The 12,733-nt window shown below is 68.7% G+C and carries 10 protein-coding genes; 1 reads left to right on the forward strand and 9 read right to left on the reverse strand.

Going from position 1 to position 12,733, the window contains the following annotated elements:
* Window positions 1-58: 58 nt before the first annotated feature.
* The 9 genes from P7A99_RS10570 to P7A99_RS10610 all read right to left on the reverse strand — a co-directional run bounded on the left by P7A99_RS10570 (window position 59) and on the right by P7A99_RS10610 (window position 11,137).
* Window positions 59-1,186: an ABC transporter ATP-binding protein gene (locus P7A99_RS10570; protein ID WP_277793844.1), complete on the reverse strand. Its 1,128-nt coding sequence runs from the start codon at window positions 1,184-1,186 to the stop codon at window positions 59-61.
* Between the two features lie 196 nt (window positions 1,187-1,382).
* Entirely contained in the window at window positions 1,383-2,240 is an 858-nt protein-coding gene (locus P7A99_RS10575; RefSeq protein WP_277793845.1) for an ABC transporter permease, read from the reverse strand.
* Window positions 2,237-3,130, reverse strand: a complete 894-nt coding sequence (locus P7A99_RS10580; RefSeq protein ID WP_165259329.1) for an ABC transporter permease — start codon at window positions 3,128-3,130, stop codon at window positions 2,237-2,239. The genes P7A99_RS10575 and P7A99_RS10580 overlap by 4 nt, the downstream gene beginning before the upstream one ends.
* A gap of 160 nt (window positions 3,131-3,290) precedes the next feature.
* Window positions 3,291-4,382, reverse strand: coding sequence for an ABC transporter substrate-binding protein (locus P7A99_RS10585; protein ID WP_277793846.1), 1,092 nt, complete (start codon window positions 4,380-4,382; stop codon window positions 3,291-3,293).
* Between the two features lie 94 nt (window positions 4,383-4,476).
* A complete protein-coding gene (locus P7A99_RS10590; RefSeq protein ID WP_277793847.1) occupies window positions 4,477-5,856 on the reverse strand; it encodes a glutamine synthetase family protein in 1,380 nt (459 codons plus the stop codon).
* A 178-nt stretch (window positions 5,857-6,034) separates the two neighbouring features.
* Window positions 6,035-7,393, reverse strand: coding sequence for an aspartate aminotransferase family protein (locus P7A99_RS10595; protein ID WP_277793848.1), 1,359 nt, complete (start codon window positions 7,391-7,393; stop codon window positions 6,035-6,037).
* A gap of 67 nt (window positions 7,394-7,460) precedes the next feature.
* Window positions 7,461-8,906 carry an NAD-dependent succinate-semialdehyde dehydrogenase gene (locus tag P7A99_RS10600; protein ID WP_277793849.1) on the reverse strand — a complete coding sequence of 482 codons (1,446 nt, stop codon included), beginning with the start codon at window positions 8,904-8,906 and terminating at the stop codon, window positions 7,461-7,463.
* Window positions 8,907-8,912: 6 nt separating this feature from the next.
* Complete coding sequence (locus P7A99_RS10605) at window positions 8,913-10,403, reverse strand: aldehyde dehydrogenase (RefSeq protein ID WP_277793850.1); 1,491 nt, start codon at window positions 10,401-10,403, stop codon at window positions 8,913-8,915.
* Window positions 10,400-11,137 (reverse strand): GntR family transcriptional regulator, encoded by a 738-nt coding sequence (locus P7A99_RS10610; protein WP_277793851.1) that lies wholly within the window; start codon window positions 11,135-11,137, stop codon window positions 10,400-10,402. Before P7A99_RS10610 ends, P7A99_RS10605 begins: the two co-directional genes overlap by 4 nt.
* 204 nt (window positions 11,138-11,341) lie before the next feature.
* On the opposite strand from P7A99_RS10610, the gene P7A99_RS10615 reads away from it, so the two are divergent.
* Window positions 11,342-12,661: an aspartate aminotransferase family protein gene (locus P7A99_RS10615; RefSeq protein WP_277793852.1), complete on the forward strand. Its 1,320-nt coding sequence runs from the start codon at window positions 11,342-11,344 to the stop codon at window positions 12,659-12,661.
* The last annotated feature ends 72 nt before the right edge of the window (window positions 12,662-12,733 follow it).

Here is a 12,733-nt window from a genome sequence, read left to right on the forward strand (position 1 = left end):
TCCCGGATAGCGCTGCGCGCTTCCGGGATGACGAAGCTTGGAACGGAAGGAAGCGTGGTCACGACAGCAGCACCGCCGGCGAGCAGGCGTGCCAGGCGATCCACACCGCCTCGCCCAGCCGGAAGTCCTCCTGGTCCCAGCGCGTCAGGTTGGGGCGCTGCACCTTCACCCGGCGGCCCCCCTCGATTTCCACCTCATAGGTCGACACCCCGCCCAGATAGGCCTCGTGCTTGATCACGCCCGCCACCGCGTTGGTGCCCTTGGGCGCGTCGCCCATGTTCGGCGGCTCGCCGTCGTCGGGGCGCTTGTGCAGCTCGATCTTCTCGGGCCGGATCGCCGCCCATACCGTGCCGCCGCGCGGGCCGGTCACCCCGTGGTCGAGGAAGATGTCGGTCGGCAGGCCCGGCGAGCGGATCACCGCATGGCTCGGCTCGTCCACCGCCAGCACGCCCTCGAACAGGTTCACGCTGCCGATGAAGTCGGCCACGAAGCGGCTGTTGGGAAACTCGTAGAGGTCGTTGGGCGCGGCCACCTGCTGCAACAGGCCCTTGCTCATCACCGCGCAGCGCGTGGCCAGCGCCAGGGCCTCGTCCTGGTCGTGAGTGACCATGATGAAGGTGATGCCCACCTTCTCCTGCAAGGTGCACAGCTCGGTGCGCATCTGCTCGCGCAGCTTGGCGTCCAGGGCCGACAGCGGCTCGTCCAGCAGCAGCACGCGCGGCCGCTTGACCAGCGCCCGGGCCAGGGCCACGCGCTGGCGCTGACCGCCCGACAGTTGGTCGGGCTTGCGCTGGCCAAGGCCGCCTAGCTGCACCAGCTCCAGCGCCTCCTCGACCCGCCGGTCGCGCTCGGCCTTGCTCACCCGGTCGACCTTCAGGCCATAGGCGACGTTGTCGGCCACGGTCATGTGCGGGAACACCGCGTAGGACTGGAACACCATGTTCACCGGCCGCTTGTTGGGCGGCACGTTCGAGATGTCCTGGCCGTCGATCAGGATCCGCCCTTCCGTCGGCGTCTCGAACCCGGCCAGCATCCGCAGCAGGGTGGTCTTGCCGCAGCCCGACGGCCCCAGCAGAGCGAAGAACTCGCCCTCCCGGATGCTCAGCGACACGTTGTCGACCGCCGCCAGCTTGCCGAAGCGCTTGGTGACGTTCTCGAAGGTGATGATGGGTTTGGGTTCGGTCACTTCGTCATTCCCCCCGAAAACGTCAGCGGCCTGTGCTCCTCGGCCCACGAGGAACCTCCCCCCATGGGGGAGGCGATCGCGCAGCGATCGGTGGGGGGCGTGGCTGCTGGACTTCCGCCCCCGCGGAAGCTGAGAACGTCCCCCCACCGGCCTTCGGCCGCCTCCCCCACGGGGGGAGGTTCCAGTGCGGCGAGGCTCATGCCTTGTCCCCCCCATGCGCCCCGGCCGTCGCCGCAGGATCGCCCTGCAGCTTCAGCGCCACGGCGGTCAGGATCACGGTCAGCACGATCAGGATGGTCGAGGCCGCATTGACCTCGGGCGTCACCGAGAAGCGCACCATCGAATAGACCTTCACCGGGAAGGTCACGGTGTCCGGTCCCGCCGTGAAGAAGGTGATGACGAAGTCGTCCAGGCTGAGCGTGAAGGCGAGCAAAGCCCCGGCCACCAGCGACGGGGTCATGTGCGGCAGGATCACGTCCTTGATGGTGCGGAACTCTCCTGCCCCCAGGTCGCGGGCGGCCTCCTCGAGTTCGCGGTTGAAGCTGGCCATGCGGGCCCGCACCACCACCGCCACGAACGGGAACGAGAAGGTCACGTGGGCGATGATGATCGCCCCCAGGTTCAGCGGCCACACCAGCCCTTGCGGCCAGGGCAGCACCTTGGCGAAGAACACCAGCATGCCCACGCCCATGCAGATCTCTGGCACCACGATCGGCAGGGCCAGCGCCCCGTCCACCACCGTCTTGCCCGGAAACCGGAAGCGCCACAGGGCCAGCGCCACCAGGGCGCCCAGCACCACGCTCAGCAGGGTCGAGACCGCCGCGATGGTCAGGCTGTTGGCGAAGGCCTCGATCAAGCCGTCGTTGTTGAAGGCCTTCTCGTAGTATTTGAGGGTGAAGCCCTTCCAGACGATGTTGCGCCGGCTGTCGTTGAAGCTGAAGGCCATCAGGGCGATCAGCGGCGCATAGAGGAACACCCCCACCGCCAGCAGCCACAGCCGGATCGGCCAGCGGCGCAGGTATTCGAGCGGACCGGGCGGCGAACGCTTGGTCATCCCACGCCTTCCTTCTTCTTGCCCCGCGACAGCAGCGCCTGCACGGCGATGGCGATGAAGGTCAGGTACATCAGCAGGAACGACAGGGCCGCGCCGAACGGCCAGTCGTTGGCGCGCTTGAACTGGCGCTCGATGACGTTGGCGATCATCTGGCTGTCGGGCCCGCCCAGCAGGTCGGGCGTCAGATAGGCGCCCAGCGCCGGGATGAAGGTGATCAGGATCCCCGAGGCGATGCCCGGCAGGGCCAGCGGCACGACGATGCGGAACAGGGTGCGCAGGTGCCCCGCGCCGAGGTCGAGACTGGCCTCGAGCAGCGACTTGTCCAGCCGGTCCAGCGCCGAATAGAGCGGCAGCACCATGAACGGCAGGTGCACGTAGACGAGGCCCAGGATCACCGCGAAATTGTTGTGCAGCAGCTCCAGCGGCTGGTAGGCGCCCAGGGGCGCGACCTTGGCGCCCAGGTTCCAGAACCACTCGAAGGTCTGGTTGACGTAGCCCTCGGTCCGCAGCACCGCGATCAGCGCATAGGTGCGGATCAGCAGGTTGGTCCAGAACGGCAGCATGACCAGCAGCAGCAGCCAGGTCTTGGCCTTCTGGGAAGCGAAGGTGATGGCCAGCGCCACCGGGAAGCCGATCACCAGGCACAGCGCCGTCGTCAGCGCCGCCACCCAGGCCGACTTGACGAAGATCTTCAGGTACAGCGGCTCCAGCGCCCGGGCGTAGTTGGCGATCGTGCCGGTGAACGAGATCTCGGTCAGCCCGACATTGTGGCCGAAGCTGTAGGCCCAGACGATCGCCATCGGCGCGACGAAGAACACCACCAGCCAGACCAGCGGCGGTCCCAGCGCGGCGGCGAACACCGCCTTGGCCTTCTTCCAGCTCTGTTCCATTTTCACGGAGCTCCCCCCTTCCCCCTTGATGGGGGAAGGGTCGGGGTTGGGGGTGACAGCGCGTCAGGACGAACACGGACGGGGATGACGGCAACCGCCGCAACCACCCCCATCCCCAGCCCTTCCCCCATCAAGGGGGAAGGGAGACCACTGCGGCGTCTTAAGCCGCCCGCACGCGGGTGATGATCTCCTCGTAGAGGCTGGCCTTTTCCGCCCCCTCGAAGGCCCCGTACTCGCACTTGGCCATGATGGCGGCGGGCGGGAAGATCACCGGATTGTTCTTGTAGTCGTCCGGCATCAGCGCCTTGGCCGCCGCGTTGGGCGTCGGATAGAGGATGGTCTTGCTGATCTCGGCGCCGGCCTGGGCGTCCAGCAGGTAGTTGATGAACTTGTGGGCGTTGTTCGGACGCGGCGCGCCCTTCGGGATGCACAGGCAGTCCGAGTTGATCAAGGACCCTTCCTTGGGCACGACGAAGTCGATGTCGTCGTCGTCCTTCATCGCCTGGGCGATGTCGCCGTTGTACTCCAGCACCAGGTCGACCTCGCCCGACAGCAACAGGTCCTGGCCGTTGTCGTCGTGGAAGGCCTTCACGAACGGCTTCTGCTTGATCAGCATCTGCTCGATCTTCGGCAGCATGTCGGCCGGGATGTCGTTGACCGAGTGACCCAGGTACTTGGCCGACAGGCGCACCAGGTCGGCGCTTTCCGACAGCAGGGCGATCTTGCCGGCGTACTGGTTGCTGTCGAACAGGTACTTCCAGCTGTCGGGAACGCCCTTCACCTTGCTCTTGCGATAGCCGATGCCCAGCAGCAGCCAGGTGTAGGGCAGCGAGAACTTCCGTCCCGGATCGAACTCCGGGTTCAGGAAACTCGGGTCGATGTTCTTGATGTTGGGGACCTTGGCGTGGTCCAGCGCCTCCAGCATGCCGGCCTGGGCCATGCGGGTGACGAACTCGTTGGAGGGCACGATGACGTCGAAGCCGGGATTGCCCGCCTTCAGCTTGGCGAACAGTTCGTCGTTGGTCGCGAACAGGCTCATGTTCACGTCGACGCCGCTGGCCTTCTTGAAGTCGCCCAGCGTGGTCTCGCCGATATAGGTGTCCCAGTTATAGAAGTTCAGCTTGGCCTCTTCGCCGCCCTCCGACGGCGCGGGCTTCTCGCCGCAGGCGGTGAACGACAGACCGATGGCCGCCGCGCCGAACGCGGTCAGCAGCGAGCGGCGCGAGGCCCCCCGGAAGTGGTTGGTGCTCATGGCCTCGAAACTCCCTCTTTCGTTCGCATGAGGCGGACGAGGCCCCTTCCCCGCCGCCGGTTCAACCTAAAGCCTTACTCCCAGCACTCCGCCGTCAGGCGTTGCGCAGATACCAGTCATAGTCGAGCTGCCCGACCACCTCGAAGAACCGCGCCTGCTCGGTGCGCTTCACCGACACAAACATCTCCACGAACCGCTCGCCCAGATAGTCGGCCAGCACCTCGGACTTCTCGAAGAGGTCGACGGCGGAAAACCAGTTGGACGGCAGGCGCACGTTCTCCTTTGCCGCGGCGGCATAGCCGTCGCCGACCACCGCCGGGCCCGGATCGATCCTGTTGGTGATGCCGTGGTGCGCCGCCGCCAGCAGCGTCGCCATAACGAGGTACGGATTACCGTCGGCCCCGGCGACGCGGTGCTCCACGTGCCGGGTCGGCGCAGGCCCCGCCGGCACGCGCAAGCTGACCGTGCGGTTGTTGACGCCCCAGGTCGGGGCGACGGGCGCATAGGAATTGGCCTTGAAGCGGCGATAGCTATTGGCGTTGGGCGCCAGGATCGCCATGCCCTCGCCCAGCAGCGCCTTCATGCCGCCGATGGCGTGCTTGAGCAGGTCCGAGCCTTCCGGATCCTCGGCGGCGCACAGGTTGTTTCCGTCCGCGTCGTTGAAGCTGACATGCACGTGGAAGCCGTTGCCCGCCTTGTCGGCCCAGGGCTTGGCCATGAAGGTCGCCTCGCAGCCGTGCCGCAAGGCCACCCCCTTGGCGGCGCGCTTGTACAGCACCGCGTCGTCGGCCGCCCTCAGCGCATCGGGCTTGTGCTTGAGGGTCAGCTCCACCTGGGCCGGGGCGAATTCCGAGATCGCGCCTTCCAGCGGCACGCCGATGACGTCGGCGGTGTCCCAAAGCTCGCGCAGGAACGGGGCGTTGGCCTCCAGTTCCGGCAGGCCGTAGACCTGGATGCCGGTCGGCCGCTGGCCGGTCAGCACCGACTTGGCGGGCAGAAGCTCACCGTTCGACCCGCGCTCGATATCGACAAGGTAGTATTCCAGCTCGCAGGCCGCGACCGGCGTCAGGCCGTCGGCGGCGTAGCGGTCCAGCACCCGCTGCAGCACGTGGCGCGGGTCCAGGTCGTTGGGCGTTCCGTCCAGCTCGTACAGCGACAGCATCACCTGGGCGACGTCCGGGCCCAGCCACGGGGCCAGGGTCAGCGTCCCGGGCACGGGCCGCGCGCGACGGTCGGCGTCGCCGTCTTCCCAGACCAGGCCCGTCTCCTCGCAGTCGGCCCCGACGGTGTCGACCACCAGGATCGAGCCCGGCAGGAACCGGCCGTAGTCATAGATCGCCTGCAACTCATGCACCCGCAGCCGCTTGCCGCGCGGCACCCCGGTCATCGAGGTGAAGAACACCTCGACGAACTTCACCTGCGGATGGGCGGCCAGGAAGTCGCGGCATTCGTCTGGAGAGGCGACACTCACCATGACCCCTCTCCCATGGGGAGAGGGAGGGGCCCATGCGCAGCATGGGAGGGTGAGGGGGTAAGGCGCCCGACGGCGTGCCGGCACTCCGGTTGAGGGCGTAACCCCTCACCCTCCCAGCGCTTCGCGCCGGGTCCCTCCCTCTCCCTCTGGGAGAGGGTCCCGATAAGCGACCTCACCATCATTCCAGCCCTCCCATGGCCACGGCGAACGCATCGACCGCCGCGACCAGCCGATCCACCGCCGCGTCCTCGGTGACGGGCGAGACCAGCATCATGTTGTGGAAGGGCGCGATCAGCCCCCCTCGGTTGATCAGCCACAGATGCAGCGCTTCCACGGCCTCATGGTCCAGAACTTTCCGCATCGAGGCGGCGTCGCGCGGCGGCGGGTCGGCGAAGACGAGCTCCACCCGCGCGCCCACATGCACGACCGACCACTTCAGGCCGCGCTCGGCGATCACGCCCTTCAGCCCGGCCACCAACCGCTGCGCGCCGGCCAGCATCCTGGCATAGGCCGCGTCGGTCATGACCTCCGACAGCATGGCCCGCATGGCCGCCATGGCCAGCGCGTTGCCCGACAGCGTGGTGCCGATCCCCGACTGGCCCGGACCGATGCGGCCTTGCGCCTCGTCCATCCGCGCCGACAGTTCCGCCGTCACGCCCCAGACGGCGGCCGGCACGCCGCCGGCCACGGCCTTGCCCAGCACGAAGACGTCGGGCTCCAGGCCATGGGCCCGGGTGTAGCCCCCGGGACCGGTGGAAATCGTGTGGGTCTCGTCGATGATCAGCAGGGCGCCCGCCTCGCGCGTCAGCTTGCGCAGGGCGTCGTGGAAACCTGGATCGGGCAGGATCATCCCGCAGTTGGTCATCACCGGCTCGGCCAGCACGGCGGCGACGTCGCCGGGCGCCAGGGCGGCTTCCAGGGCGGCGAGATCGTTGAACGGCACGACGCGGGTGGTGGCCGTCAGGTCCTGAACCTGGCCCAGCAGGCCGGGCTTCATGGCAGGCTGGCCGTCCTTCAGCACGACGAAGGCGTCCTCGACCATGCCGTGGTAGCAGCCGTCGAACACCAGCACGACCGGCCGCTGCGTCACCGCCCGAGCCCAGCGGATGGCCGCGCGGTTGGCGTCGCTGGCCGTGGTCGCCGCCTGCCACAGCGGCAGGCCGAAGCGCTCGGCCAGCAGTTTGCCGACGATCACCGCCGAGGCGGTCGGCAGCATGAACCCCGCCCCGCGCCTGGCCTGATCGGCGACGGCGGCGGCCATCGACGCGTCGCCGTGGCCGAACATCGACGGCGTGTCGCCCAGGCAGAAGTCGTCATAGAGCCTGCCGTCGACGTCGGTGATCTGCGCCCCCACGCCCTGGGCGGCGAAGATGGGGCTGGGGCAGGCCCAGTCGCCCATCCAGTGCATCGGAACCCCGCCCCGCCAAACGCCCGAGGCCGCCCTGGCCATGGCCACGCTGCGCGGATGCTCGGCCAGGAACCGCGCGCGCTCGGCGGCGATCAGGTCGGAAAGGGTGCGGGTCAGCTCGGCGATCATGCCGACACCCTTCTTTTCCCTTCCCCCTTGATGGGGGAAGGGAGCGCGTATGTGCGGCGCGACGGCGTCATGCCACCCCGCCAAAGCACAGGTACTTCGTCTCGAAATACTCATCGAGACCCTCGGACGATCCCTCGCGGCCCAGGCCCGACTCCTTGACCCCGCCGAACGGCGCCACTTCCGTGGAGATCAGGCCTTCGTTGATGCCGACCATGCCGGCCTCGATGGCCTCGGCCACGCGCCAGCAGCGGCCGACGTCGCGGCTGTAGAAATAGGCCGCCAGGCCGAAGGGCGTAGCGTTGGCCAGGGCGACCGCCTCGTCCTCGGTCTCGAACTTCACGATCGGCGCGACGGGGCCGAAGATCTCCTCGTTGAACAGGCGCATGTCCGCCGTGGCGCCGGTCAGCACGGTGGGCTGGTAGAACAGGCCGCCCAGCTCGTGGCGATCTCCGCCGACCTCGACCCGGGCGCCGGCCGCGACGGCCTCCTTGACCAGGGCCTCGACCTTGACGATGGCCTTGTCGTTGATCAGGGGGCCGATCACCACGCCCTCGCCCGTGCCCGGCCCCACCTTCATCGCCGCCACCTTTTCGGAAAGGCGCTTGGCGAAGGCGTCGTGGATGCCCGCCTGCACGATCAGGCGGTTGGCGCAGACGCAGGTCTGGCCGGTGTTGCGGTACTTGCTGGCGATCGCGCCGTCGACGGCGGCCTCCAGATCGGCGTCGTCGAAGACGATGAACGGCGCATTGCCGCCCAGCTCGAGAGAGAGCTTCTTCATCGTGCCGGCGCACTGGCCGTAGAGCACCTTGCCCACCGGGGTCGAGCCGGTGAACGACAGCTTGCGCACCCGGCCGTCCTCGCACAGGGCCTTGCCGATGGCGCTGGCGTCGGTCCCCGTCACGACGTTGAGCACGCCCGCCGGCACGCCCGCCTCGATAGCCAGACGCGCGATAGCCAGGGCGCACAGCGGCGTCTCGGCCGCCGGCTTGACCACCACGGTGCAGCCGGCCGCCAGGGCCGGGCCGACCTTGCGGGTGATCATGGCGATCGGGAAGTTCCACGGCGCGATGGCCGCGCACACCCCGATCGGCTGCTTGATCGAGGCCAGGCGCTTCTTGGGGTCGGGCGTCGGGATGGTGTGGCCGTAGCCGCGCTTGGCCTCCTCGGCGAACCAGTCGATGAAGCTGGCCCCATAGGCGACCTCGCCCTTCGACTCCGCCAGCGGCTTGCCCTGTTCGGCCGTCATCAGCCGGGCCAGGTCGTCGGCGTGGGCGAGCATCAGGTCGCTCCACCGGCGCAGGATCGCCCCGCGCTCCTTGGCCGTCTTGCCCGCCCAGGCCGGGAACGCCCGGTGCGCCGCCTCGATGGCCACCCGCGTCTCGCCCGCCCCCAGGTTGGCGACCTTGGCGACCACCGACCCGTCGGCCGGATTGGTCACGTCGAAGGTCGCCTCGCCCTCGATCCACAGACCGTCGATAAAGGCTTCGGTTTCGACAAGGTTCAGGGCGGTCATGGGGGCTTACCTCAGCGTTACGGACACCGACTTCAGGTCGGCGTACTTGTGCAACGCATGTAGGCTGCGGTCGCGGCCAAAACCCGACTGCTTGAAGCCTCCGAACGGCATGGTGATGTCGCAGGCGTCCCAGCCGTTGACCCAGACCAGGCCCGCCTTGAGCTTCCGCGCCCCCTTCAGGCCGCGATTGATGTCGCTGGTCCACAGGCCCGCGGCCAGGCCATAGACGGTGTCGTTGGCCAGGGCGAAGGCCTCGTCCTCGCCGGTGAAGGTCATCACGCCCAGGACGGGACCGAACACCTCTTCCCTGGCCAGTTTGTGGCTCGGCTTCACGCCGTCGAAGATGGTCGGCTCCACATAGAAGCCGCCAGTCTCGACGCGCACCTGAGCGCCGCCCAGAACGGGCGCGCCGCCCTCCTCGCGCGCCTTGTCGATGTAGGACAGCGCGGTCTGCATCTGCCGCTCGCTGACCATGGCCCCGAAGCCGGTATCGGGGTCCAGCGGATCGCCGACCTGGATGGTCCTGGCGACCGCGACCACCTTCTCCAGGAACGCGTCCTTGATCGAGGCCTCGACCAGCAGGCGCGAGGCCGCCGTGCAGACCTCGCCCTGGTTATAGAACACGCCCCAGGCGGCGGCCTGGGCGGCCGCATCCAGGTCGGGACAGTCGGCGAAGACGATCTGGGGCGACTTGCCGCCCAGCTCCAGCGACACGCGCTTTAGATTGCTCTGCGCCGCATATTCCATCAGCCGGCGGCCGGTGGGGCCCGAGCCGGTGAAGGCGATCATGTCGACGTCCATCGACCGCGCCAGGGCCTGGCCGGCGACCGCGCCAAAGCCGGGCACCACATTCAGCACGCCCGGCGGCACCCCGGCTTCGAGGGCCAGCTCGCCCAGCTTCAGCGCCGTCAGCGGCGACTGCTCGGCGGGCTTGAGGACGACGGAATTGCCCATGGCCAGGGCCGGCGCGACCTTCCACATCGCCATGTGCAGCGGGAAGTTCCACGGCACGATGGCGCCGATCACGCCCAGCGGCTCGTGGGTGGCGAAGCTCAGCCGATCGGCCGGCGAGGCGCCGACCTCGCCGTAGACCTTGTCCAGGGCCTCGGCGTACCAGCGGGTGGTGTTGATCGCGAGGGGCACGTCGACAGCCCGGGCGTCGCGGATCGGCTTGCCGACGTCCAGGCTCTCCAGCAGGGCCAGGTCCTCGGCGTCGCGCTCCATCAGCTCGGCCAGCCGGAACAGCACCTTCTTCTTCTGGCGCGGATGCAGGTCGCGCCAGCGGCCGTCCTCGAAGGCGGCGCGGGCGGCGGCCACGGCGCGCTCGACATCGGCGACGTCGCAGGCGGCCACCGCATTGAGCACCGCCCCGTCGCGCGGCCCGACATTGTCGAAGGTTCCGCCCGAGGCGGCGTCGACCAGCGCGCCGTCGATCACCGCCCGGCCGGGAAGGGCCAGGCGGCTAAGGTGCTCGGAGATGGCTGCGGGAACGCTCACACCTTGCCTCCTGAAACTGTGATCACAGTTTGCCCCGTCGGAGCGGCTGTCAAGCCGGCGCCGGCCTCGACGGCCGCGCGCATCTTGTCCATGCCTTCGGACAGGTCAGCGGCGATGGCCCGGCGGACGCCTTCGGCGTCGCGGGCCTTCAGGGCGTCCATGGCCTCGGCGTGGCGGTCGGCCGGCAGGCTGCCGGTGCCCACCCGTCCGAACACCACCCGCATGAACGGCCCGATCTGCAGCCACAGCCCGCCGGCCATGGCCAGCAGCACCTCGGCCCCGGCCCGCTCGTAGATGGCGAAATGGAAGGCGTGGTTGGCCACCATGTAGCGGTCGACATCGCCGACCCGCAGGGCCTCTTCCAGGTCCAGGTCGATCGCTTTCAGCCTGCGCACCAAGGCTTCGTCGGCCCGGGGCGCGGCGCGGGCGGCCAGCTCCGGCTCGATCCACTGACGCGCCAGCTCCAGTTGCTCCAGCCGCTCGGCGCTCAGCGAGGGCACGCTCAAGCGTTTGTTGGCCGGGTTGATGGCCAGGGCCCGCTCGGCCACGAGGCGGCGCACGGCGTCGCGCACCGGCATGGGGCTGACCCCCAGCTCGGCGGCCAGGCTGCGCAAGGATACGCCGACGCCCGGCGCGATCTTGCCGGTGATCAGGGCCTGACGGATGGCGTCATAGACCCGGTCATGCACCGCCGTGGAATCGGCCAGGGGACGGCGTGCGCGAACTTCCTTCACCGCTCCCCCTCCTTTCCGTTCGATCCCCGCGAAGGCGGGGATCCAAGCCGACGCTCGATCCATGCGCGGCGCCACCCAGGTCCTGCACCCAAGGCCGCTTGGGTCCCCGCCTTCGCGGGGATCGTACGGTTTAGGGTTGCGCGACCGCGCAAAATTGCGATCACAATGCACGAACCATCGCGCAACGCCAGACCCGAGCCCGCCATGCCCGACTTCGGCGCCAACGACCTCGACGCCTACTGGATGCCGTTCACGCCCAACCGGCGGTTCAAGGCCAATCCGCGTCTGCTCGCCAGCGCCAAGGGCATGCACTACGCCACGCCCGACGGGCGCCAGATCCTCGACGCCACCTCGGGCCTTTGGTGCGTCAACGCCGGCCACGGGCGCGAGACGATCACCGAGGCCATCCGCAGCCAGGCCGGCGAGATGGACTATGCGCCCAGCTTCAACCTTAGCCACCCGCTGGCCTTTTCCTTCGCCTCGCGCCTGGCCCAGGTGACGCCGAAGGGCCTGGACCGGATCTTCTTCACCAACTCGGGCTCGGAGTCGGTCGACACCGCCCTGAAGATCGCCCTGGCCTATCACCGCGCCCGCGGCAAGGGGACCAAGACCCGGCTGATCGGCCGCGAGCGCGGCTATCACGGCGTCGGCTTCGGCGGCATCTCGGTGGGCGGCATACCCAAGAACCGCATGTACTTCGGGTCCCTGCTGACAGGCGTCGACCACCTGCCCCACACCTACGGCATTCCAGAGAACCTGTTCAGCCAGGGCCTGCCCAGGCACGGCGTGCACCTGGCCGACGACCTGGAACGCATCGTCGCCCTGCATGACGCCTCCAACATCGCCGCCGTCATCGTCGAGCCCGTCGCCGGCTCCACGGGCGTGCTGGTCCCGCCCGAAGGCTACCTGCAGAAGCTGCGGGCGATCTGCGACAGGCACGACATCCTCTTGATCTTCGACGAGGTGATCACCGGTTTCGGCCGCGTCGGCGCCCCCTTCGCCGCCGACCGCTTCGGCGTCACGCCCGACCTTCTGTGCATGGCCAAGGGCCTGACCAACGCCGCCGTACCGGCCGGCGCGGTGGCCGCCAGCACCGCCATCTACGAGACCATGCTCGACGGCGCCGACGCGCCCATCGAGCTTTTCCACGGCTACACCTATTCAGGCCACCCGCTGGCCTGCGCGGCCGGCCTGGCGACGCTGGAGATATACAGGAGCGAGGGCCTGTTCGAGCGGGCCCTGGCCAACGAGCCCTACTGGCGCGCGGCGGTACATTCCCTGCGCGACGCCCGCCACGTCATCGACATCCGCGACTTCGGCCTGATCGCCGGGATCGAGCTTTCCCCCCGCCCCGGCGCCCCCACCGCCCGCGCCATGGAAGCCTTCGAAGCCGCCATCGACCAGGGCCTGCTGATCCGCGTTACCGGCGACATCATCGCCCTGTCGCCGCCGCTGATCATCGAGCAAGGCCAGATCGACCAGATCGTCGAGACGATCAGGAAGGTGCTGGCCGCGGTGGAATAGGATCCCTCTCCCCTTGCGGGAGAGGGTGGCCTGCGAAGCAGGTCGGGTGAGGGGTCTCTCAAAACTCGAAGC

The organism is Caulobacter endophyticus, from assembly GCF_029543245.1.
Taxonomy (GTDB): Bacteria; Pseudomonadota; Alphaproteobacteria; order Caulobacterales; family Caulobacteraceae; genus Caulobacter; species Caulobacter endophyticus_A.

Bases quoted from the DNA above. Each gene is read 5' to 3' on its own strand.
- P7A99_RS10600 (WP_277793849.1), bottom strand. From the start codon at position 8,906: ATGACCGCCCTGAACCTTGTCGAAACCGAAGCCTTTATCGACGGTCTG.
- P7A99_RS10585 (WP_277793846.1), bottom strand. From the start codon at position 4,382: ATGAGCACCAACCACTTCCGGGGGGCCTCGCGCCGCTCGCTGCTGACC.
- P7A99_RS10590 (WP_277793847.1), bottom strand. From the start codon at position 5,856: ATGGTGAGTGTCGCCTCTCCAGACGAATGCCGCGACTTCCTGGCCGCC.
- P7A99_RS10580 (WP_165259329.1), bottom strand. From the start codon at position 3,130: ATGGAACAGAGCTGGAAGAAGGCCAAGGCGGTGTTCGCCGCCGCGCTG.
- P7A99_RS10595 (WP_277793848.1), bottom strand. From the start codon at position 7,393: ATGATCGCCGAGCTGACCCGCACCCTTTCCGACCTGATCGCCGCCGAG.
- P7A99_RS10575 (WP_277793845.1), bottom strand. From the start codon at position 2,240: ATGACCAAGCGTTCGCCGCCCGGTCCGCTCGAATACCTGCGCCGCTGG.
- P7A99_RS10615 (WP_277793852.1), top strand. From the start codon at position 11,342: ATGCCCGACTTCGGCGCCAACGACCTCGACGCCTACTGGATGCCGTTC.